Origin of the sequence: Microbacterium sp. 22215 (assembly GCF_052045655.1) — a bacterium.
In the GTDB taxonomy this organism is placed as follows: domain Bacteria; phylum Actinomycetota; class Actinomycetes; order Actinomycetales; family Microbacteriaceae; genus Microbacterium; species Microbacterium phyllosphaerae.
In genome coordinates this window covers 1-22,795 of record NZ_JBQEPC010000012.1, presented here as the reverse complement: position 1 = coordinate 22,795, position 22,795 = coordinate 1, and the positions used below count along the sequence as shown (strand labels likewise).

Genomic DNA, 22,795 nt, shown 5'->3' with positions numbered 1-22,795 from the left:
AGAGGTTCACCGAATGACAAGGGAGTCAGGATGACTGTGTCGAAGGTTCTCATCGTGGGCGCTGGCATCGGCGGAGTTGCGGCGGCTGCCGCACTCGCACAACGCGGCATCGACGTGGAGGTTGTAGAGAAGCACCCGTCAGCGACAATTCCGGGCGTGGGCATCAACCAGCCCGGTAACTCACTGCGTGCGCTCGACGCGCTGGGCGTGCTGGACAAGGTCCTATCCGTGGGTTTCGCGTTCGACGGTAACGACTACCGCACGCACGACGACCACCGCATCGTCCACGTCCCCTCATCGCTGGGAGTCGAAGGTGTTCCCCCCAACTGTGGTCTCACCAGACGTGACCTCCACAACATCCTCCTCGAGGCTGCAACCTCCGCCGGAGCGCAGATCTCCTACGGCGTCGATGTGCAGGACCTCGACGATAACGGAGACGGAGTGAGCGTCACGTTCGGCGGCGGCGACACGCGTCGCTACGACCTCGTCGTCGCTTTTGACGGTGTCCGGTCTTCCGTGGGCCGCCGTGCGCTCGGACTCGACCTCGTGCCCACCTATACCGGAAGCGTCGTGTGGCGGAAGCAGCTCGAGCGGCCGACGGAGATCATGCGGACGATGCTGTGGCAGGGCGACCGTGTGAAGGGTGGGGTCATCCCGCTGTCGGAGACGCACATGTACATGCTTCTCGTGACGTTGGAGGAGACCGATGAGCGGCCGGCCGAGGAGGATCTCGCACCGCTTCTCGCCGAGCGTCTCGATGGCTTCACCGGACCGCTTGACGACATCCGCCAGTCCCTGGCCGATGACCCGACCGGCATCGTCTACAGCCCGCTCGTGGAGATGAATGTTCCGCTCCCCTGGCACAAGGGCCGAGTCATCGTCCTCGGAGATGCCGTTCACGCGGCCGTCCCGCATCTCACTCAGGGAGCGGCGATGGCCATCGAGGATGCCGTCGTCCTCGCGGACGAGATCACCCGTGACCGTGACATCGAAGAGTCGCTGAAGGCGGTCGAGGAGCTCCGTCACCCGCGTACAGAGCTCGTTTTCCACGCGTCGCACGGCATCCTCGCTCAGGAGCAGGGAATCACCACCGAGACGATGCCCTACGCCGTCGCCGGCATGCGCGACCACCTCGCTGAGCAGACCGCTCACCTCGAGTCCATTCTGAACCAGCCTTTCCGGGCTACGCAGCTGCACTGAACAAGGAGATACCCATGACCACCCCTCTGAGCCACCTCGCATATCTGGAGATCGGCAGCCCGGACACCGCGGCATCCGCCGAGTTCTACACGCAGAAGTTCGGTATGCGAATCCTCAAGCAGGATGGAGACACGTACTACCTGCGCTGCTGGGGCGACCACTACCCGTACAGCCTCGTCATCAGCCCCGGTGAGGACGCCGCGCTCAAGACCATGGCGTGGCGGACCTCGAGCGACGCAGACCTGGATGCCGCGGTGGCGCGCATCGAGGCGACTGACTACGCCGGCTCCTGGAGCCCTTCTGGCCTCAGCCGCGGCCGGGCATACAGCTTCGACGGTCCCCTCGGACACAACATGACTCTGTTCTGGGAGATCGAGCACTACGAGGCTGAGCCGGAGCTCGCGTCTGTGTACCCCGACCGTCCCGAAAAGCGCAGCCTGCATGCCGCGGCCCCGCGGTTCCTCGACCACGTCACCATCGCCGCCACGGACGTCAAGCGGTTCGGTGACTGGTATTCCGAGACCCTCGGCTTCCGCGTCATGGCGTATACCACCCTCGAGGAGGTTCCCCTCCACGTGTTCGGCGTGCTCACCACCAACGAGAAGTCCCACGACTTGGGTATCGTGCTCGACACGTCGGACACTCCCGGCCGCGTACACCACATCGCCTTCTGGGTCGACCACCCTGAAGACCTCGTTCGCACGGCCGAGATCATGACCGAGAACGGTGTTCCCATCGAATACGGTCCCTCTATTCACGGCATCGGTGAGCAGCACTTCCTGTACTTCCGAGACCCCAGCACGCTGCGCGTCGAACTCAACTCCGGCGGCTACCGCAACTACGTCCCGGACTGGCAAGCGCGCACTTGGAAGCCGTCGGATGGCTCGAACAGCTTCTTCCGCAACTGGAACATGCCGGACTCGATGATGGAGGCCTTTCCTGCAGCCGCCGGACGCACCGCGACCGAGCAAGGCGTGCACCCGGAGCTGAAAGAAGAGCTCCTGAACCCGTGGGCGACCACGACCGACGCTCGGTGACATCATGCGTCTAATCGACCTGTCAGTCACCCTCGACAACGAGACGGTCGCTGACCCCGAGTTCCAGCGCCCTCGGATTGACTACGTCACCCACGGGGAAGGGGCCCGCGTCATGGCGGGCCTCTTCCCCGGGCTGTCTCCGACAGACCTGCCCGACGGCCTCGGGTGGGCGGTGGAGACCATCACGCTGTCCACGCACAACGGCACGCACGTAGATGCCCCATGGCACTACCACCCCACCATGGACGGTGGCGCTCCCGCAGCGAGCATCGACGAGCTGCCGCTCGACTGGTTCTACCGTCCAGGGGTCAAGCTCGACTTCCGCGACGCAGCCGACGGATACGTCGTGCAAGCCGCGGATATCCGGGCAGAACTCGACCGCATCGGGCACGAACTGCAGCCCTACGACATCGTCCTGATGAATACCGCAGCCGGTGCCGCATACGGCGACGACGACTACATCCACCGCGGGTGCGGCTTCGGAAGACAGGCAACGCTCTTCCTCACGTCGCTGGGCGTCAAGGTTGTTGGCACCGACGCATGGAGTTGGGACGCGCCATTCTCCTTCACCGCTCGCCGCTACGCGGAAACCGGCGACGCCTCCATCATCTGGGAAGGACACAAGGCGGGCCGTGAGGCCGGCTACTGCCAAATCGAGAAGCTGACGAACCTCGACCAGCTGCCGGCGACCGGGTTCACTGTCTCCTGCCTTCCCGCCAAGATCTCAAGAGCCTCGGCCGGCTGGACCCGCGCCGTCGCCATCCTTCACGACGAGGAAACCTCATGAGCACTTTCACTGACGAAGACATCCAACTGCTCGTAGACGAGCGCGCCATCAGCCGCCTGCTCATCACGTTCTCACGCTGCATCGACACGAAAGACTTCGACGGCTACGCGAGCCTGTTCGCTGTCGACGGCGAACTGGTCACCCCGTGGGGCGGCGGACACAAGGGCCGAGATGGGCTCGCAGCCTATGTCGGCAAGGACCTCGGCGGATACGCCGCTCTCCACCACGTGTCAGCCGGACACGACATCCACATCGACGGAGACCACGCCACCGTGCGCGCGACGCTGCTCGCGACGCACGTCAATGACGACACTGCCACCAACTTCTGGAGCGTCGGTGGTCACTACGACCTCCAGCTCATCCGAGACGGCCGAGGCTGGCTTCTCACTCGGGTGGAGATCAAGCCCGCCTGGCGCTTCGACACCTCCGGATCGGAGAACTGAGATGAGCGTTATCCTCACCGTCGCGACGACGGGCCCCATCGCCACGAAGGCTGATAACCCGTCTCTGCCCACGCAGCCGGAGGAGATCGCATCCGCGGTCGTCGAGGCGTATGAGCGTGGTGCCTCGGTCGCGCACATTCATGTACGAGACGAGAATGACCGACCGACCGCAGACCTGCAGATCGCACGCCGCATCATCGGACTCATCCAGGACCGCTGCCCCATCCTTATCCAGTTGTCCACCGGCGTCGGGCTCACCGTGCCGTTTGAGGAGCGCGAGGCGCTTGTGGAGCTGCGGCCGGCGATGGCGACGCTGAACCCGTGCACGATGTCGTTCGGGGCTGGCGAATTCCGCAACGCTCCCGCGGACGTGGAGCGTTTGGCACGTCGCATGCAGGAGCTCGAGATCAAGCCGGAGCTTGAGGTATACGACACCGGTCATCTCGAGGAATGCTTGCGCCTGCGGGACCGGGGACTCATCACCGGTACCCCGCAGTTCAGCCTCGTCCTGGGCGTGCGTGGCGGGATGGCGGCAACCGCGGAGAACCTCATCACGATGGTCAAGCGTCTCCCTGATGACGCCATCTGGCAGGTCATTGCTATCGGGCGCTCCAACCTCGAACTCACGGCAATCGGTCTCGCCCTCGGCGGGAACGCTCGCGCGGGCCTGGAGGACACGATCTACCTCGGCAAAGGCAAGCTCGCGGAGGGCAACAACCCGCTCGTGGAGCGGGCGGCGAGGCTTGCGACCGACCTCAATCTCAGCATCGCTGACCATGTTGAGGCGGCGCAGAGGCTGCTGACGGCTGCGTGATTCGCCGATGACACTGTCCGCCCTGCGTCCCGATTCGCTCACCAGCGAGTCGGGACGTTTGGCTATACGCCTCTCGCTCCCCTGGATCCGCTCCGTACCCATCTGGTGCATTGCAGAGCTGAACGTGCTGGTGGACGACGAACCAACCACGTTTGAGCTGCACCTCAACGGGACGAAGCTGTCGGATGACGACCTCGCAGACGACACACGCCGCTGGTTCGTTCAAGACCGGCTCATCGCAGTCACAGACCGTGATGCGGACGAGAACAGCCATGACGTGAGCGTGAGCTTCACGGTCCTCGTTCCCTACCTTCTCGTCGGCGAAGATGCCCCGCTCGGTCTTCCGTTCGCCGCATCACATACGTTGACCTTCAGCTCCCTCCCCTACGAAAGGAAGGTGCCGTGATGGCAGCACCGGAACTCGTCTTCTCGGCCAATGCCTTCAACTGGACAGAGCAGGTCATCGCCGCCGACATCTCGGCCACCGATGTCATTCTGCGTGCGGCACAGACGGTTTCCTCGGTTCTTGAACTTGAACCCGGCCAACTGTGGCCGACTTTCCCCTCCCCGACGGATACAGACCTCGACGCGTTCCGTGCGGAGCTGGACGCGGTCGGCGCCAGGGTCAGTATCGTGGGGGCGAGCATCGACGAGTGGAGCTCGACGACCACTCGCCGCACGACAGACCAGCGAATGGGCTTCCTCCTCCCGCAGCTTCGAGCTGCGCACCGTCTGGGCGCCCGCGGCATCCGTTTGCCGCTTGGACAAGCAGGTGCAGTGCTGCACGAGCTGCTCTTGCCTCACCTTCACGACTTGGATCTCATACTTTTCGAGGAGATTCAGGGGGCGCAGCGCCCCGATGTCCCGAACGTCGCGGCAGCACTCGACGCCATCGCGAACGCGGAAGACCCGCGCATCCGTCTACTCATTGACACGAGCATGACGATGCCCGCGCTTCCCGTCACCTATCTCGAGCGGCTTCGTCGCGTGGGGGTGCCGAGCGACCTCGTGCGGCACGTGGACCGCAACTGGCTCGACCCCTCGGTTCTCGAACCCGTTCGAGAACTCCTGCGATCCGGGACGCTTCCCGCGCATGTTCGACCGTTGTGCCTGAACATGCTCACTCGTTTCGGCCGGTCTACGGTCGCTGACCTCGTATCGCTGCTGCCTATCGTTGGGGCGTTCCACGTGAAGTTCTGGGATCTCGAGGACGAAAGTAAGCGCGTTTCGCAGCCCGTTATCGAACTCGGCGCCCTGGTATCGGGTAACTCGTTCTCCGGCTGGCTCTGCAGCGAGTGGGGTGGATTCGAGTGGATGGACGACGCGGACGCGGACGACGTCACAAGGCGTCACCAGCAGTTGGTAAAGATGGCTGTGCTCAGTAGCATCTGACGGCACACGTCGATTGCACTGTACCGTCGCGCAGCTCGTCTCGCCGAGCTGATCTCCTCCGGAACACAAGAAGTCCCCTGCCAGTGACCTCCCGCACACTGATAGGGGACTTCTAATCGCCGGCGCCCTCGCCACCGGTGACCCGCTCAGGCGCGGATCGCGCCGTTCAGGTGAGCGGAGAGGACATCTCGGGCCTCGCGAGCATCGGTCACCATCCGAGAACCGGCGTTCGCCGCGGCGGAACGCTGCACGATCTGAACGTCGCGGATGATCTCGAACGGACTCTGCCAGTAGTTCCAGTGCCAGCCTTCGTACTCGCTGGAGATAGCGCCGTTGTAGCCGCTCTCGACAAGCAGTGCGATGAGGTCACGGACAGGCACACTCGGCTCCTCGCCCGTCTCGTCTATGCCAAAGAACTTGCCGTGGACATGGCGGATCCACGGCATGATCTCTCGCCAGCCGTCGATGGGCGCGGGTCCGAAGATGCCGACCGTGTTGATGGAGAGGTCACCCCCCAAATCGGGGCGGCCATACTTCGCTGCCAGCTCGTTGACGAAGGCGTAGCGCTCCCCAGCTTCCCTATCGTCAGCAGGCGGGCCTGCCTGGTGGAAAGCGTGCCACTGTTCGACGACGGCCTTCAAAAGGGCCTCGGGGGCGTCACGTCGGCGGTAGGCCTCAAGAAGGGAGGGCGCGAACCCCACCGCGGTGGACCCCCAGTCGGCCGTGAACCCGAGGAACGGCGATCCGATGCGCTCATACCTGTCCCGGAGGGCGAGAATTCGCGGATGTGTGGCGTGCTGGTCGGCATGCACCTCGAGGGCGAGCGTGACGCCGTGCCGGCGCGCAATCGGCTCGAGTGCTTCCATCGAGTCGGGGGTCAGCGAGATCTGAACGCGAGCGACCGGGAAACCGAGTCGAGCCGCGGCTTCGATCTGTCGGCTCATGTATTCCACGAGCTCCTCTTGAGAAAGAAGGCGGTCCCGGTGGATGCCGATGTCGGCGTTGATAGACAGCGACGTCGGGACGAGGCCGACCTCGTCAACGAGGTCGCGGAACTCCCCGATGAACGTGTCCCCAACTGCGGGAAAGCCTCGAAGGCTGGAGAAGCCGACGATCTCGAGCCCGGGTCCGTACCCGTCGGCTGCGACCTTGCGAATCAGACCTTCGAGGTCGTATTCGCGGCCGTGGAATGCGCGCGTGAAGCTGTAGAGCGTGACGCCCTGGATCGGGGTGCCGAGGGAATTGGTCATGCTGCCGCCGCCTTCATCATCTTGGTGTCGCTTTCGGTTATCTCGAGCACTTCGTCGCCGATGATGAGGTACGGCAGAAAGAGGGTCAGGGACACCTTGATGGAATGCTCCCGGTCGTCGGCATCGAGTGGCAGGTCTCCGGACAGAACAGCGGAATCGGCGGGGAACCACCACTCGTGGGTGTTGTTCTTCATCTGCTCGAAGGTGAAGGTATTACCGTTCATCTCCCAGCGCAGGGAAGACGCCGGGACCTCAGCGCCGTCGACGGTGAGCGTCGCGCCGCCGATACAGGATGCGGGCAGTGCCCGGTACCAGGGGATGCGGACATCGATGGCGACACGAGCACCGTCGGATGTGAGCGTCCCCTGGTCGATGAGTCGGTCAGGAATCATGGGTGAACCTCCTTAGATAGGACACGGCGAGCCCCTCGCTCACCATTGAGAAGAATGGAGTGACGAGTCGCGAGAGACGTCGTGGGTGTCCTCGTCTGCGCCAGCGAGATCTGTTGCGATGGACCGGGCAGCGCGTATGGCGAGCGCGACCGCTGTCAGTGTGGGATTGCACGCCGTCGCCGTAGGGATGACGCCGTTTCCTGCGACGTGGAGACCGGGAACGTCCCACACTTCGCTGGTGGGACCGCAGACGCTTCGTCCGTCGTCCTCAGCCCCCATGCGGACCGTGCCCTGATAGTGCAAAGACGCGCCGAGCGGCATTGTCGTTGCCTCCTCGGAGAGCGGCCGGCCGATGAGACGGGCGATGTTGAGGGCGCGCTGGCGAGCGACGTCGAGCGTGGCCCTATCGGCCTCGGAGAGCGTGTAGTGGATGCGCATGGCCGGCATGTTGTAGTCGTCGACCTCGCTGTCAGAGAAGCTGACGCGGTCGTTCCAGCTCAGCTCTTTCGCACAAAACACTCCGATGCCGACGACGGCGTTCGCTCCCTGCTCCTCCGCCGACACCAGCTGTACGGGCGAAGCATCCAGCTGCATGATCTGCCCGTGGAAGGGTTCCACGTCGATGAAAGGGACCCAGAGCACGCCGAAGACGTCGGAGATACCAGGGTCTCCCTCGCGGCGTTCGGGGGCTGGCTCGTCTGTCTCTGTGGCGATGACAACCTGCGCCTGGTCGTTGAGCGTTCGCCCCAATGCGTCGGGTCTGATCCCTGACGCCCACAGCAGTTGCGGGGTGCGGAGGGCGTCAGCTGCGACGACGACGCGGCGCGCACGTATGGTGTGCACCGTGTTTGCGCGTCGGTCGTGAACGATGACACCTGTTACTGATCCCTCATCGACGCGAATCCGTGTCACGAGACTCTCATCGAACAGGTGGAAGTTCGGGTTCTGCCGAGTGGTCTCGCCGAGGATGACGTCCGACCCTGCCCAGACGAGTGCTCCGTCGTCGCGTCGCGTCACGGCGAGCGGCATGCGCTGCACGCGAGCCTCATCAGAACGGTTCGGATTCAGCGCTGCAGCAAGTCGGCGGGTGACGTCGTCAGCGAGACTAGAGCGAGTGAAAGCCTCCGTCGTCACTCCGAGCACGCGCTCGGCTTCGTCGAGCAGCTCGTCGAGGTCGGGCAGGAACGTGATGCGTTCGCTTTCGCTGGGCCTGGGACACGCTCCCGTCCAGTGCGCGCCCATTCCTCCAACGTTGCTGGAGAACGCCGCTGCTGCCAGGCCGTCACCCCCTGCGCGGTATCCGTCGCTGAGGAGATACGTGCCCGGCCGGGCGACTCGCCCGTCGGAGGTCCGCGGCCCTACCCCCTCCGACGCGGTCTGCGCCACCGAACGCTGGTCAAGCGCACCGATATTCTTCACATGAGAGCCGGGTGGGTTCGACACGGTCGGCCCCACCTCGAGCATCACGACGTCGAGTTCGGGCGCGCGCTCGCTCAGGATTCGTGCGTAGGCCGCTCCGGTGGGTCCGCTGCCGACGATGACGACGTCCGCATCGCCCGGGTAACGGGTATCCCCGGCGCTCATCCCTTGAGTCCCCCGGCGAAGCCCTGGATGAACTTCTTCTGCGCGAACAGGTAGAACGTGAGGATCGGGACCATCGAGACGATGACGATGGCGAAGATGGTGTTCCACTTCGACACGAGCGAGCCGATAAAGAAGTACATCGACACCGGGAGCGTCTGACTGTCCGATCCGCCGAGGAAGATCAGCGCGGTGAAGAAGTCGTTCCAGACGATGAGGCCGCAGAGGATCGCGACCGTGCCGGTGGCCGGAGACATCAGCGGCAACACGACACGAAAGAATACCTGCGTCGGCGAGGCACCGTCGATAGCTGCAGCTTCCTCATACTCGATGCCCATTCCACGGAAAAACCCGGCGTACAGGAACACGGCCAGCGGCAGCATCATCCCGGTGTAGAGGATGATCATGCCCCACGATGACCCCGTGAGGCCCACTGCGCGAGCTCCGACGTACAGCGGGACTGCTCCCAGCTGCACGGGCAGGACGATGGCAACCAGGAACAGGTAGAAGGTCAGTCGACCCCAGCGCCGCGTGGAACGCGCGATGACGTATCCCGTGAGGGATCCGAGGAGGACGAGCGCGAGGATGCTGCCTCCGGTGATGACAACGCTGTTGACGAGGCCGAGGATGATGTTGCTCTGTCCTTGACCGGCGAAAAGCGCCGAGAAGTTCTCGAAGGCGGGGGACGTCGGGAACGCGAATGGCGATCCCGAGTAGACCTCGTCGTCGGGCTTGAGCGCTGTTGCGATGAGGAAGTAGAACGGCAGCAGGAACACGAGGGTAATCAGCCACAGACCGATCTCTCGCAGCAGGGTGAGTCGTGTGTAGCGGAACATTGTTCAGTCCTCCGGGGCAGCGGCGACGCGCTGCTGAATGACGGCGAAGACAAGGATCATGAGGGCGAGCATCAGCGCCAGGGCAGCACCCAGGCCGAAGTTGCTCAAGGCGAACGCCTGCTTGTAGACCTGCGTCGCGAGAGTCTCAGTAGCGCCCGCGGGCCCGCCGCCGGTAAGGGCCATGATCTGGTCGAAGGTCCGCAAACCATTCACGATGCCGAGGGTGGTCGCGATGGCGATGGCGGGCCGCAGGGCAGGAAGGACGACGTGCCAGAAGCGCTTCCAGAGTCCCGCTCCGTCGATGGCTGCGGCTTCTTCCACCTCGGGGGGAACGCTGGCAAGCCCGGCCATGTAAATCACCATGGAGAACCCGGTGTGCTGCCACACGAGCACGATGAGGATCGCCCAGATCGCGGTGGACGGGTCGCCGAGCCAGGACTTTGTCCATGCGTCGAGTCCGACCGCGCGGAGCGCTTCATTGAGGGGCCCGTTGAAGTCGAAGATGAACTTCCAGATGTAGGAAACGGCGAGCGGGCTGAGGACGACCGGCATGAAGAGCAGGACGCGCAGCACGTGACGGGTTTTCACCAGGCGATTGACCCCGACCGCCAACGCCATGCCGATGATGTTGACGAGGATGATGGACGCGAAGGCGAGGAAGAGTGTATTGAGGAGGGCGCCGATCTTGCTCGGGTCGCGGAAGATGGCGACGAAGTTGTCGAATCCCACGAACTCGAATGACCCGATGCCGGTCCAGTCGGTGAAGGCGAAGAACCCGCCCGCAGCGGTGGCGACGTAGTGCACGGCGAAGACGAGGACGACGCCGGGCATTGCCCACCACCAGTGACCGAACCGGATGAGGCCGGGCCGACGACGAGGGGCGGTGGTCGGCGAGTTCCGCTTCGGTGGAAGCACCACTCGCTCAGTCTCGGAATGCAACGTTGCAGTCATTGTGTGTCCTTAGATCGTTGACAAAGTGGCCGGCCCAGAGAGGGTCCCTCCGGGCCGGCCGGGGCGTCAGTCACCCCATGCGTCGTCCATTGACTGGAGCACCTGTTCCACGGTGCGCTGGCCGGTGAGCAGCCCCTGCACGCCCGTTCCGAGTGCATCGTAGACAGCTGCATTCGGCCAGGATGCGTTCGGGAGCGGCACGTAAGAGCCGGAAGTGACGACATCCTCGACTGCCTCGTACGCCGTGCCTTCGAAGTCGTAGTCTTCAAGGCCGCTCACGGGGAGCGATCCTTGCGCGTCGGCGAATGCCTGGGACTGCTCGGGCTTTTCCATCCACTTCAAGTAGGCGAGCGCGGCGTCCTTGTTCTTTGCGTTAGCGTTGAGGGACAGGGCGTAGTTCGAGCTGACGAGGCCGAACACCTTGTCGCCCTCGTTTGCCGGCGGGAACTGGTTGACGACGAAGTTCTGGTCCGGGGATGCGCGGAGCAGGTCAGCGAACGTGCCTCCCGGTGCGAACATCGCCAGGGAGGTTCCGTCGACCACGCCGCCGATGAGAGCGTCGATGCCGGCGCCCTCCTTGCCGGGCTGGAAGCAGCCGGCATCGTTCATGTCGACGATGGTCTGCAGCGTGTCTGCCCAGCCTTCGCTGTCGACGAAGGTCACCTTGCCGTCGGCGCGCTGCTCGTTCCAGTCGGGGGTCTCTTCGTACACGCGGGTCGCAGAGATGCCCATGGCCATGATTCCGGTGTTCGGTGCTGCGGCACCGGCGAGGGAGAACAGGCTTCGTCCGGCGGCGACCTCGCTGGCGCAGGTGTCGAGAACCTGGTCGAAGTCGATCGGGAAGTCCGTACCTGCCGCCTCACGCGCGGTCTCATTGACGACGGTGCCTGCATAGGAGATGCTCAGGGGAAGACCGTAGGTCTTGTCATCGATCTGGAACTGAGCCTCGCTGCCCGAGGGGATGAGATCCGTAGCGGCCCCGTCGAGCGCCTCGAGGTAGCCCGCCTTCGCCAGCGGGATGATGCTGGATCCCTGGCCCGTTCCGGGTGCCGCCTGGATCAGGTCTGAGGCGTTACCGGCGTTGAACTGCGTGGTGAGGGTCTGGCCGTACGTGTCAACGGGCACCTCGTTGAGCGTGATCCTTACGTCGGGGTTCTCCTCCATGTACTTCTTGGCGAGGATCTCATAAGGGTTGTCTTCCGTCGCCGAAACTGCGTACGCGAGGGAGAACTCCTGGCTGCTGCCAGAACCTTCGTCGCCGGCGGATCCGGAGCAGCCTGCAAGGATAAGAGCACCGATTGCGGTGGTCGCAATGGCACCCGAGCGCACCAGCTGTGCGCGGCGATGCTGTGTCATGGTCAGCCTTTCTGACTTCATTGTCTGCGGCCTGTCGGATCAAGCCGTGCCTCAGTATGTGTAGGTACGCGCAGAGGCATCGACACCGCAGGAGGCATGATCCCTATCACTTGCATTGATAGATTGCGCGGATCTCATTTCAGGCGTTTCTGCAATCGCTCAGGGTGATACATGGCATGTCTATCGGGCGATGGACGACTGTCGAGGCAGCGGCGAGCCTGGCAGAGGCGGAGCCCAACGGTGATTCCGCCCGGAAGGCGAAGGAGCCTGCACTGTGAAAACGGTCGTCATCGTCGGGAGCGGGCCGATTGGATCCGCCTTCGCGCGCGTCATCCTCGGAGCCGCCGACGACGTGCGGGTCGTCATGTGCGAGGCTGGGCCGCAGCTCACGGAGACGCCCGGCGCGAGCGTTCGCAACATCGCGGACACGGATGCCAGAGCTCGAGCGCGAGAACTCGCACAGGGCCCGCAGGCAGGTTCACATCGTGCCTCTCTCGGAATCCCGGAGACGGTGGTCGCGGAGGGGATGTTCACCGCCCGCCAAGGCACCTTCCTGCTCGACTTCGGTGGTCCGGGCTCCGCTCATTGCGCTTCGTTTCCCGCGGCTGCAGCGTCCACGAATGTCGGCGGGATGGGGGCGCACTGGACATGTGCGACGCCGGCGCCGCAGTTCAGCGAGAAGCTGCCCTTCATCGACGACACCGAATGGGACGAGCTTCTCTCCGTCGCGCGTCAGCTGCTTCATGTCCAGTCATCGGCTTTTGCGGACTCTCCTATCGGAGCGGCGATCCGCTCCCTCTTCGAGGAAGAGTTCGCTGGCGAACTTCCCGAAGGCTTCGGTCCAAGCACCCTGCCCGTCGCCGGGGACGTCCTCGACGACGGTTCAGTCCGCTGGGCCGGCGCCGATGTGATCCTCGGACCCCTCGGTGACCCCGGTCATCCGCTGTCCGCCCGGTTCACTCTGCGTGATCTGACGTTGGTCCGACGCGTCGAGCACCGCGACGGCCGCATCCGGGGTGTCTCGGTTGAAGACCTGCGCTCGGGAGAGCACTCCACCATCGTCGCCGACATCGTCGTGGTGGCGGCTGACGCATTCCGTTCCCCCCAACTGCTGTGGGCGTCGGGCATCCGTCCGCCGTCTCTCGGGCACTATCTCACGGAGCACCCGGTCATGATCTCCACCGTTGCCCTCGACGGCGATAAGGTCGGCCGGTTCGCCAGCCTTGCGGATCTGGACGCGGAACTCTCCCGACGGAGCCTGAACGCCGCGGATCCTGTCTCGGCCGTCAACCGCATTCCCTTTTCCGAGCCCCAGCACCCGTTCTCACTGCAAGCGATGTATTCGGAGACCACGCCTTTCCGCGCCGACCTGAACGATGACGCTAACGGCAACCGCTGGGGGTACGTGAACATGGGGTACGGGCTCCGCAAGCGACCGCGCTTTGAGGACACGGTGACGTTCGACGATGGGGAGCTCGACTACCGTGGGTTCCCCAACATGACCATCGATTATGCCCTGACTCCGGACGAGGACTCCGAGATCGCGGATGCGGAGCGGCGTCTACGCCGAGCGGGCTCCGCTCTGGGCGACTTCGTCGCCGAGCCTCGGCTTCTACCTAATGGGTCGAGCCTGCACTACCAGGGCACTATGCGGATGGGCGAGGAGAACGACGGCGCCTCTGTCGCCGACCCGTGGTCGCGAGTGTGGGATTGGGACGGCTTGTACGTCGGTGGTAACGCCCTCATTCCCACCGCCACTTCGATGAACCCGACGCTGATGAGCGTCGCCATAGCTGTCCGCGCCGCCCGCAATGTAGCGAACACTCTGAGCCAACGACGATAGGAGATTACATGCCCAACGGCTTCCTGACCCCTGACAGCCTCCGCCCTCACGAGGACGGGGCTGCTCTTTCCCTCACCATCGCCTGGTACCGAAGCCTTTGGTTGTCTTCGGTGACGTCGATTGACGTGATCATCGACGGGCAGGCGGTGCCTGCCGCCGACCTCACCTTCGAGCTGAACGGTCGGCGATGGGCTGTCAGCGAACTCGCCGACGAGAGCGAGGTCTTGTGGTTCGTCCAGGACCACCCTCTCCTCCTCATCCGACGAGACGAGAAGATCAAGGTCGGCCAGACGCACCGTGTCGACCTGCGCGGCGAGATGCGAACACCATACATGCAACTCACCCCCGGCACCGACGGCGGGCCGGGACAGTACGTCATCAATGTCGTCAACCAGAGCCTCACCCTCGTCGCCACCAACGAGCCCGCCGCACCCCCCGCAGTCGTGTCGGACATCGCCCCCGCACCCGTAGATGACAACGATCCCTTCCGCTTGGGCCTGACCCTCTACTCCGCGAGCGCCGAGTTCCGTGCCGGCTGGTACGACTTCAACGGGCTTCTGGACCGAGTCGCTGACCTCGGTATCGGTCCCGGCATCGAGATTGTCGCCTCCCAGGCGCTGCCGACGTACCCGGTCGTCTCCGACGAGTTCGTCCGGGAGTGGCGCGACGCCTTCGACCGGCACAGCTTCGCCGCGAGCTCATTCGGCGCTAACCTCGACATGGGTCGCCGTCGCGACCGCGACATGACTTCTGATGAGGAGTTCGAGTTCAGCAAGCTCATGTTCGAAGGCGCCGAGAAGCTCGGCTTCCCGCTCGTGCGCATTCAGAGCGCGAAGCCAGACCTGCTACGTCGACTTCTGCCCGTCGCCGAGAAAGCTGGGCTGAAGCTGGCGTACGAGATCCACGCTCCGCACGGACCGAACTCGCAGACCATCCTTGACGTTCGCGAGACGTTTGCAGAGCTGGACTCGGAACTCCTCGGATTCGTCGCGGACTTCTCCTCCACGATGCACGCGATGTCTCCGACGCTACTTCGTGCGTTCCGCTCCGCAGGACTGGACGACGAGGCCATCGACCGCCTGAAGCAGATCTGGGCAACCGACACGTCGATGCTCGACCGGCAGGAAGAGTTCCTCGCTTACCTGCGCGGCCGCGACTTCGACCCCGACCGACTCGGCGCGTACGCTCGCCTGGCCTTCAACATGCACGGGCATGTGAACCCGCGGGACTGGCTGGAGATCATGCACCAGATCCACCATGTCCACGCGAAGTTCTACGACATCGATGAGAGCGGCGAGGAGCCCGCCATCGATTATCCCCGACTGGTGGACGTGTTCGTGGAGGGCGGGTATCGCGGCTACTGGTCCAGCGAATGGGAGGGGCACGCGTTCGCCGACCCAGGTGACGTTGACCCCCTCCACCTCGTGCGGAAGCAGCACGATCTGATTCGCCGTTCAATGCGCCGCTAACGGCGACCTCGGGAGAGCAAAGCATCTCGTTCCCGCCGAAGCATCCCGTGGTCCAGCGCCTACGCGTCAGGAAGTATGGCATAGTTCCGGCTTTCCTCCGCCCGGGTCCCTCCCCAAGAAAATAGGTTCATCCAGCTCGCGAGCGTTGATCTGCGAGAAAAACGCTGCCTGTCGGCTAACGTGCCACGCAGACCCGGTATTCATTTGCTGGCCCCGTCCTGCTGATCGCCTCCAAGGCCCTAACAGGACGGCTCCAGTCTTCTCAGTCGAGCAAAGCCGTCGCCCCTTCGCGCTCGTCCACTCCTCTAAGAGCGGCGCCCGAAGGTTTCGGCTTCAGAATATTCGAGGCTGCACTTGTCATGTCGTACCGGAGAGGTATAACTTCATACCACCCGGTCTCGTCGTTTGACAAAGGAGTCGTCATGAATGCCCCTGCACCCACATCAGCAATCCGGACAGAACCCGGATCCGATATCACTCTCGTTCGAGGCGGGCGCGCCGTCGCGCTCGTCGCTACTCTGATCCTCGGCGTCCTCTCGTACCAGCTGAACGCCAGCATGCTCACCCCTGCCCTCCCGCACATGGCGACCGAACTCGGTGTAGGTGTCGGCGAGGTCTCCCAGGTATCGTCACTGTTCTTCCTCGCCGGCGCCATCGGCGGTATCGTCCTGTCGCGGTGGAGCGACTACATCGGTCGACGTCGCGCGCTATTCATCGTCCTCGGCATCCTCGCTGTCGGCACCCTGATGTGCATGTTCGCCCCGAACCTTCCGCTGCTGCTCGTCGGCCGCGTCCTGCAGGGTGCGTCCAGCGCGGCGTTCCAGCTCGCGTACATCATCCTCAGCGAGTCCCTCAGCGCCAAAGTCTTCGGCACCACGCTGGGCATCATCACCGCCGTCAACGGCGGCGTCGGCGGCGTCGACGGTTACATCGGCGGCGTGCTCGTTGAAAGCTTCGGCTTCCGCTCGATCTTCGTCGTCATCTTCATCGTCGGACTCATCGCCATCCTCTGCGTCACGCTCACCGTCCCGAAAGACGGCCCCGTCGTCACCAGCGGAAAAATGGACTGGTGGGGTGCCGCCGCCCTGTCCGTCGGACTCATCGGCATCACCTACTTCGTGTCCCAGGGCGGAAGCGCCGGCTGGCTGGACCCGATGACACTCGTCTACCTTGCCGTCGCCATCGTCGCGTTCGTCATCTTCTGGTTCGTCGAGAAGCGTCGCAAGTCGCCGCTGATCGCCACCCACCACCTGAAGTCGCGCCAGGTCTGGCCTGTCGTCGCCACCACCGTTCTCACACTTTCCAGCGTCTTCGCGGTGATCAACTTCACCGTCGTGGTGCTCAGCCAGACCCCCGAGATCGGCTTCGGCCTCGATGCCGCCACCGCCGCGGCACTGTTCCTCGTGCCTGCCGCACTCGTCGGAGTCGTGGCGGCTCCGTTCTCCGGTTGGCTGGCCGGGAAGGTCGGTTGGATTCTCCTTCTTCGCGTCGGTCTCATCCTGAGCCTCGCGGCAGTCGCCGCCATCGCCCTATTCCCGCAGAACATGCCTCTCGTCATCGCATCCATCGCGGTTCTCGGTGTGACGTACAACGGTCTCGTCCTCACCACCATCAACGGTCTCGGCGTCCTGATGTCGCCGGATGACGCTCCCGCCGCCCTTCCGGGTCTGAACGGTGCCGCGTTCGGTATCGGCGCCGGCCTCGGCATCGGCATCGTCGCACCGTTCGTCGCCCAGGGCTCCATCGGCGGCTTCTCCACGGCCCTATGGGTCTCGGCAGGCATCGTCGCACTCGCCCTCATCACGAGCTTGCTCATCGCCCGCCGCCCCGGACAGAAGGTCTGAAAGCACCAACCATGACTACCGAACAGAACACCCCCCGAATCCCGGTCTTCCTCGACTGCGACACGGGCATCGACGACTCGCTTGCCCTGTCGTACCTGGCCACCTCCCCGCAGGTGCACCTGGTCGGCGTCGGCACGGTCAGCGGCAACACGAGCGCAGAGCAGGCAGCATCCAACTCGCTCAACCTGCTCGCAATGCTCGGCCGCGAGGATGTCCCCGTGATTCAGGGGTCGCGCGACCACCTGACCCATGCGTTCGACGGCGGCGTGCCGGAGATCCACGGATACAACGGCGTCGGCGACGTCGAGCTTCCCACCGCGTCCGGGAGCGTCACCGTCGGCAACGCCGTCGACGCGCTCATCGAGCTATCTCACCAGTACGCGGGTGAACTGCACATCGTCACCGTCGGCCCGCTCACCAACATCGCTCTCGCACTGCGCCAGGACCCGACCCTCCCCTCGCGGGTGCGTCACTTGACGACCATGGGTGGCGCGGCGCTGGTCCCCGGTAACGTGACCGCGGTCGCGGAGGCGAACATCTGGAACGACCCGGAAGCTGCCGCGGAAGCGTTCGCCGCCGACTGGGACGTCACCATCGTTCCGCTGGACGTCACGCTGGAGAACACCCTCGATGAGGACGACCGTCACCGTCTCCTCGCGTCCGAGTCTCCGGCCGCGCAGGCGCTGGGGAAAATGCTCGACCACTACTTCGACTTCTACCTCTCGCTGTATGGCAAGCGCAGCTGTGCTCTGCACGACCCGCTGGCAGCGGCCATTGCGGACCGTGGCGTGAACCCGACGGTTGCCCCGCGCGTTCCCGTGACCGTGGACACGACCGACGGCCCCGGCCGCGGTCAGCTCATCGCGGACCTACGCGGTCAGCGTCTGGGTAGCGTGGACCACGACGGTGTGCGCACCCGGGTCGTTCTCGCCACCGACCGACCGCTGGGACCGCACTTGCTGAACACCATCATGTCCTCCACTGCACACCTCCAGGAAAGTGCCGCATGATCAATCTGCACACTCACCTGGAAGGACGCGTGCGCCCGCAGACCGCACTGGAACTGGCAGTGAAGCTCGGCCTAAGGGACGCCGACCGCGACTGGGAGGCTGCATTACAGCTGGACGCCCCGTCCGACCTCACCGTGTACCTCGAGAAGGTCTCCTCGACCTACCCTTTCTTCTCCGACTACGATGCGCTTGCCCGGATCTCCCGCGAAGCCGTGGAGGACGCGGCAGCGGACGGTGAGGACTACCTCGAACTGCGGTTCGGTCCCGCCTCTCACATGAACTCGAACCTCGACCTCGACGGCGTCATCGCCGCCGTATGCGAGGGCGTCGCCCAGGGCACGCAGTCCTCGGCGATGCCTGCGGGTGTTGTCGTCGCGGCTCTTCGCCTCCATGATGCGGAACTGAACGAGTCGGTCGCCCGCGCTGCGACGCGGTTCGCGGGCAAGGGGGTCGTCGGATTCGACCTCGCCGGCGACGAGCTCCGCTTCCCGGATCTCGAGCCGTACGTGAACGCGTTCGCCATCGCACGCAATGCCGGCCTCGGCCTCACCTGCCACGCTGCGGAAGCGGCGCCAGCCCAGGCGGCCGTAGACGCCATCCGCTTGTTCGGTGTCACGCGTATTGGCCATGGCGCATATATCGCGCAGGATGAGCGCGCGCTCGCGAAGATGGCAGACGAAGGCATCTTCATCGAAGTCTGCCCCTCCTCCAACCTTTACACGGGCGCGATTTCGTCCCTGCACGCGCACCCAGCTCCGATCTTCCGAGATGCGGGCGTGGGCGTTGTCCTCGGAGACGACAACCCGCGTCAGACGGGGTCGCTGCTTTCGGGGGAACGTCGTGTGCTCAGCGAAGAGTTGGGTTTCGACGCCGCAGCGCTCGCGCAGCTAGACGCGGACAGCGTGAAGGCAGCGTTCGTTGACGAGTCAACGCGGGCTGAGCTGGCGGCGCGGCTGAGTGCGGTGGCGTAGACCCGCACGACTAAGCTGAAAAGGCCTCATTACGTTTTCGTGCGGTGGGGCCTTTCCATCTTAATCGACACGTCGATCTCCGTGGCGGCTGGCCACAGGAATCTGGTGTGACGCGGCCAAAGCAAGAGCTCCATCGAGATTGGCCGTTGGAAACCCGCATAGCCTGCCCTGCGGCGCCAGAGCTCGTTCTCTCCTGCAGGCCCGGTGTTGTCGGAGCCGGGGGCGGATGAGCGAGCCATCCGCCCCCTTCCGGATTCAGACCGTGGCGTCGACCGCCGGCTTCGGGATGAGCAACGAGGTGAAGAACGCGAGCGCGGCGATGGCGAACGAGATCCACAAGGCCGTGAACACCGCTGTCACCAGCATGAGCGCCGTGGCGGCACTGCTGGATGCGGGGACGGTCGACGCGGTGCTGGAGAAGCTGGCGACGGCGAAGACCGTGTTCATCGCAGGAAGCGGACTGTCCGCGCCCGTCGCAGATGACCTCGCCATGAGGTTGGCAGCGCTGGGCTTGCGGGTGCAGCGGGTGAGTGACCCGATGGGCCAGGAGATCGCCGCCTTCACGCTGCTCCCTGAGAACCTGTGCATCGCCATCAGCGGCAGCGGACAGAACGCCTCCACGTACCGGAGTGTGGAGGCCGCGCGGTCCCGTGGGACGGACGTGGTGCTGCTGCCTTCGGTGGACAGCTCCCCCACCCGCGAACTCGCGACACTGACGTTGATGGTCTCGGCCGCCGGCGCGTCGTACGCATCAGAGGTCACCGGCATCGGGCGCCTTCCGATGTACCTCTTCACTCACGCGCTCTGCGACGTCCTCCGCCGCACGCTGGATGGCAGCACACAGCCTGTTCGCGCCGAGATCATGGCCGTTATCGACCGCTTCACCCTTTTCGCCGAGTAGCAATCCAGTGACCACCATCATGAAGAACCCCGAATACTACGCCGACCACGCCGAGAAGCTCATCGCCCGCTCGTTCACCGAGGACTATCCCGACCGGCTCGTAGCCCGTGCGCAGGCGTACGCGACCCTCGCTCTCGCCGCCTCGCAGCATCCGACGAGCGCGTGACCTCCATACACACGATGAGCTTCCTCAGCGATGCTGAGGAAGCTCATCTGTTCTTCGGGTCTACCGCTGCGCCTCGAGGCCCTCGGCGACCTGCGTGAGCAGGTCATGCCAGGAGTCGATGAACTTCGCGACGCCCTCGTTCTCGAGGACCTCGGTGACGTCGTCGAAGTCGACGCCGACGGACTTCAGGTCGGCGAAGACCTGGTGCGCCTCGGCGTAGCCGCCCGTGATGGTGTCGCCGGTGACGACGCCGTGGTCGAAGGTCGCCTCGAGCGTCTTCTCGGGCATGGTGTTGACGACGCCCGCGGCGACCAGCTCGGTCACGTAGAGGGTGTCGGGCAGCGCCGGGTCCTTGACGCCGGTCGATGCCCACAGTGGACGCTGCACGTTGGCACCGGCGGCGATCAGGGCCTGTGCGCGCTCGTCGGCGAACTTCTTCTCGTAGAGCTCGTAGGCGAGACGTGCGTTGGCGAGTCCGGCCTTGCTCTTGAGCGCCTCGGCCTCGTCGGTGCCGATCGCCGTCAGGCGCTTGTCGGTCTCGGTGTCGACGCGCGACACGAAGAACGAGGCGACCGAGTGGATCGTGGAGAGGTCGATGCCCGCAGCCTTGGCGGTCTCGAGGCCCGACAGGTAGGCCTCGATGACCGCGTCGTAACGCTCCAGGCTGAAGATCAGCGTCACGTTGACGCTGATGCCGGCGCCGATCGCCTCGGCGATCGCGGGCAGGCCGGCCTTGGTCGCGGGGATCTTGACGAGCAGGTTCGGGCGGTCGACCTTGGCCCACAGCTCCTTGGCGGATGCGACGGTGCCCTCGGTGTCGTGTGCGAGGTCGGGGGAGACCTCGATAGAGACCCGGCCGTCGACGTGGTTCGAGGCCTCCCAGACCGGACGGAACACGTCCAGCGCGGCCGCGACGTCCTGCGTCGTGGCGGCGAAGACGGCCTCTTCGGCGGTGGCGCCGGACGCGGCCAGCTCCGTGACCTGTGCGTCGTACGAGGTGTCGTTCTTGTCGGTGATCGCGTTCGCGAAGATCGTCGGGTTCGTGGTGACACCCGTGACGTTGCGCGACGAGATCAGCTCTGCGAGGTTGCCGGAGGAGATGCGGGTGCGGGACAGGTCGTCGAGCCAGATGCTGACGCCTGCTGCTGCGAGGTCTGCCGTGGGGGTGCTCATGCGTTCTCCTTGATGGTCTCGCGTGCGGCCTCGATGACGGCCTCGGTGGTGATGCCGAACTTCTCGAACAGGGTCTTGTAGTCGGCGGAGGCGCCGAAGTGGTCGATGCCGACCGAGCGACCGCGGTCGCCCACGATGCCGCGCCAGCTGAGGGCGGAACCGGCCTCGACGGACACGCGTGCGGTGACGGCCTTCGGCAGCACCGACTCGCGGTACTCGGCGTCCTGCTCGTCGAACCACTCGAGCGACGGTGCGGAGACGACGCGGACGTTCACGCCCTCCTTCGCGAGCTCGGCGCGCGCGTTCACCGCGAGCTGCACCTCGGAGCCGGTCGCGACGATGATGACGTCGGGCGTGCCGTTCGGGGCCTCGGCGAGCACGTACGCGCCCTTGGACACGTTGTCGGCGGAGGCGAAGACCTCGCCGTCTGCCGCGCCCTCGCCGCGCTCGAACACCGGGATGTTCTGGCGCGTCAGGGCGATGCCCGTCGGACCCTCGTGGCGACGGAGGATCTCGAGCCACGCGGCGGCGGTCTCGTTCGCGTCAGCAGGGCGCACGAGCGCGAAGTTCGGGATGGCGCGCAGCGTCGCGATCTGCTCGATCGGCTGGTGCGTGGGGCCGTCCTCGCCGAGCGCGACGGAATCGTGCGTCCAGACGAAGATGCTGGGCACGTTCATCAGCGCTGCCAGTCGCACCGGCGGGCGCATGTAGTCGCTGAAGATGAGGAACGTGCCGCCGAACGCGCGGGTCGGGCCGTGCAGGACGATCCCGTTCACGATCGCGCCCATGGCGTGCTCGCGGATGCCGAAGTGGAGCACGCGGCCGTAGGGGTCACCCGACCATTCGTGGGTGGACCACTCGGCGGGGATGAAGGACTTGGCGTCCTTGATCGTGGTCAGGTTCGACTCGGCGAGGTCGGCGGATCCGCCCCAGAGCTCGGGGAGCTCGGCGGCGAGGGCGTTGATGACCTGTCCGGATGCCGCGCGGGTGGAGACGTCCTTGCCGCTGGCGAAGACCGGGAGAGCGGACGTGATGTCGGCAGGGAGCTCCTTGGCCTCGAGGCGGTCGAGGAGCGCCTTGCGCTCGGGGTTGGCGGCGGCCCACGCGTCGAACGACGTCTGCCAGGCGGCGCGCGTCTCGGCGGCCCGGTCGGCGAGAGCACGCGTGTGGGCGATCACGTCGTCGGCGACGACGAAGTGCTCCTCGGGGTCGAAGCCGAGGACCTTCTTGGTCGCTGCGAGCTCGTCGCCACCGAGGGCGGAGCCGTGGATCTTTCCGGAGTTCTGCTTGCCGGGCGACGGCCACCCGATGATCGTCTTGAGGATGATGAGCGACGGCTTGGAGGTCTCGCCCTTGGCGGCCTCGATGGCTGCGTTCAG

The 22,795-nt window shown here is 64.9% G+C and carries 22 protein-coding genes; 14 read left to right on the top strand and 8 right to left on the bottom strand.

What is annotated here, in order from left to right; genetic code table 11:
- The first annotated feature begins 30 nt into the window (after positions 1-30).
- From ACTJKH_RS16535 to ACTJKH_RS16505, 7 genes are read left to right on the top strand one after another with little or no spacing between them, the layout of a single operon-like run.
- Positions 31-1,200 (top strand): FAD-dependent monooxygenase, encoded by a 1,170-nt coding sequence (locus ACTJKH_RS16535; RefSeq protein ID WP_440737823.1) that lies wholly within the window; start codon positions 31-33, stop codon positions 1,198-1,200.
- 14 nt (positions 1,201-1,214) lie between these two features.
- Positions 1,215-2,237: a VOC family protein gene (locus tag ACTJKH_RS16530; RefSeq protein ID WP_440737822.1), complete on the top strand. Its 1,023-nt coding sequence runs from the start codon at positions 1,215-1,217 to the stop codon at positions 2,235-2,237.
- Between the two features lie 4 nt (positions 2,238-2,241).
- On the top strand, positions 2,242-3,024 hold the full coding sequence (locus tag ACTJKH_RS16525) for a cyclase family protein (protein WP_440737821.1): 783 nt from the start codon (positions 2,242-2,244) through the stop codon (positions 3,022-3,024).
- Complete coding sequence (locus ACTJKH_RS16520) at positions 3,021-3,467, top strand: nuclear transport factor 2 family protein (protein ID WP_440737820.1); 447 nt, start codon at positions 3,021-3,023, stop codon at positions 3,465-3,467. The genes ACTJKH_RS16525 and ACTJKH_RS16520 overlap by 4 nt, the downstream gene beginning before the upstream one ends.
- Before the next feature lies 1 nt (position 3,468).
- Positions 3,469-4,281, top strand: a complete 813-nt coding sequence (locus ACTJKH_RS16515) for a 3-keto-5-aminohexanoate cleavage protein (protein ID WP_440737819.1) — start codon at positions 3,469-3,471, stop codon at positions 4,279-4,281.
- Between the two features lie 7 nt (positions 4,282-4,288).
- Positions 4,289-4,687 (top strand): hypothetical protein, encoded by a 399-nt coding sequence (locus tag ACTJKH_RS16510; RefSeq protein WP_440737818.1) that lies wholly within the window; start codon positions 4,289-4,291, stop codon positions 4,685-4,687.
- Entirely contained in the window at positions 4,687-5,673 is a 987-nt protein-coding gene (locus ACTJKH_RS16505; RefSeq protein ID WP_440737817.1) for a restriction endonuclease subunit R, read from the top strand. The genes ACTJKH_RS16510 and ACTJKH_RS16505 overlap by 1 nt, the downstream gene beginning before the upstream one ends.
- Before the next feature lie 146 nt (positions 5,674-5,819).
- Here ACTJKH_RS16505 and ACTJKH_RS16500 read toward each other — a convergent pair whose 3' ends face one another.
- From ACTJKH_RS16500 to ACTJKH_RS16475, 6 genes are all read right to left on the bottom strand, one after another.
- On the bottom strand, positions 5,820-6,923 hold the full coding sequence (locus ACTJKH_RS16500; RefSeq protein WP_440737816.1) for a sugar phosphate isomerase/epimerase family protein: 1,104 nt from the start codon (positions 6,921-6,923) through the stop codon (positions 5,820-5,822).
- Positions 6,920-7,315 (bottom strand): C-glycoside deglycosidase beta subunit domain-containing protein, encoded by a 396-nt coding sequence (locus tag ACTJKH_RS16495; RefSeq protein ID WP_440737815.1) that lies wholly within the window; start codon positions 7,313-7,315, stop codon positions 6,920-6,922. Before ACTJKH_RS16495 ends, ACTJKH_RS16500 begins: the two co-directional genes overlap by 4 nt.
- Before the next feature lie 39 nt (positions 7,316-7,354).
- On the bottom strand, positions 7,355-8,899 hold the full coding sequence (locus tag ACTJKH_RS16490; protein WP_440737814.1) for a GMC oxidoreductase: 1,545 nt from the start codon (positions 8,897-8,899) through the stop codon (positions 7,355-7,357).
- A complete protein-coding gene (locus ACTJKH_RS16485; RefSeq protein WP_440737813.1) occupies positions 8,896-9,732 on the bottom strand; it encodes a carbohydrate ABC transporter permease in 837 nt (278 codons plus the stop codon). The genes ACTJKH_RS16490 and ACTJKH_RS16485 overlap by 4 nt, the downstream gene beginning before the upstream one ends.
- 3 nt (positions 9,733-9,735) lie before the next feature.
- Positions 9,736-10,536, bottom strand: coding sequence for a carbohydrate ABC transporter permease (locus tag ACTJKH_RS16480; protein WP_440737812.1), 801 nt, complete (start codon positions 10,534-10,536; stop codon positions 9,736-9,738).
- A gap of 213 nt (positions 10,537-10,749) precedes the next feature.
- On the bottom strand, positions 10,750-12,039 hold the full coding sequence (locus tag ACTJKH_RS16475) for an ABC transporter substrate-binding protein (protein WP_440737811.1): 1,290 nt from the start codon (positions 12,037-12,039) through the stop codon (positions 10,750-10,752).
- A 274-nt stretch (positions 12,040-12,313) separates the two neighbouring features.
- On the opposite strand from ACTJKH_RS16475, the gene ACTJKH_RS16470 reads away from it, so the two are divergent.
- The 7 genes from ACTJKH_RS16470 (at position 12,314) to ACTJKH_RS16440 (ending at position 20,243) form a co-directional block, all read left to right on the top strand.
- A complete protein-coding gene (locus ACTJKH_RS16470; RefSeq protein WP_440737810.1) occupies positions 12,314-13,882 on the top strand; it encodes a GMC oxidoreductase in 1,569 nt (522 codons plus the stop codon).
- Between the two features lie 8 nt (positions 13,883-13,890).
- The gene (locus tag ACTJKH_RS16465) at positions 13,891-15,351 is read left to right on the top strand and encodes a C-glycoside deglycosidase beta subunit domain-containing protein (RefSeq protein WP_440737809.1); all 1,461 of its coding nucleotides are present in this window, start codon (positions 13,891-13,893) and stop codon (positions 15,349-15,351) included.
- Between the two features lie 422 nt (positions 15,352-15,773).
- Positions 15,774-17,195, top strand: a complete 1,422-nt coding sequence (locus ACTJKH_RS16460; protein ID WP_440737808.1) for an MFS transporter — start codon at positions 15,774-15,776, stop codon at positions 17,193-17,195.
- An 11-nt stretch (positions 17,196-17,206) separates the two neighbouring features.
- A complete protein-coding gene (locus tag ACTJKH_RS16455) occupies positions 17,207-18,205 on the top strand; it encodes a nucleoside hydrolase (RefSeq protein ID WP_440737807.1) in 999 nt (332 codons plus the stop codon).
- The gene (add, locus tag ACTJKH_RS16450) at positions 18,202-19,176 is read left to right on the top strand and encodes an adenosine deaminase (RefSeq protein WP_440737806.1); all 975 of its coding nucleotides are present in this window, start codon (positions 18,202-18,204) and stop codon (positions 19,174-19,176) included. The genes ACTJKH_RS16455 and add overlap by 4 nt, the downstream gene beginning before the upstream one ends.
- Positions 19,177-19,549: 373 nt before the next feature.
- Complete coding sequence (locus ACTJKH_RS16445; RefSeq protein WP_440737805.1) at positions 19,550-20,077, top strand: SIS domain-containing protein; 528 nt, start codon at positions 19,550-19,552, stop codon at positions 20,075-20,077.
- A 7-nt stretch (positions 20,078-20,084) separates the two neighbouring features.
- Complete coding sequence (locus ACTJKH_RS16440; protein ID WP_440737804.1) at positions 20,085-20,243, top strand: hypothetical protein; 159 nt, start codon at positions 20,085-20,087, stop codon at positions 20,241-20,243.
- A 60-nt stretch (positions 20,244-20,303) separates the two neighbouring features.
- On the opposite strand, the gene tal is transcribed toward ACTJKH_RS16440, so the two are convergent.
- Both tal and ACTJKH_RS16430 read right to left on the bottom strand, forming a co-directional pair.
- Positions 20,304-21,416: a transaldolase gene (tal, locus tag ACTJKH_RS16435; protein ID WP_440737803.1), complete on the bottom strand. Its 1,113-nt coding sequence runs from the start codon at positions 21,414-21,416 to the stop codon at positions 20,304-20,306.
- Positions 21,413-22,795 (bottom strand): transketolase family protein (locus ACTJKH_RS16430; protein ID WP_440737802.1); only part of this gene is annotated, 1,383 nt, incomplete at its 5' end. The genes ACTJKH_RS16430 and tal, both read right to left, overlap by 4 nt.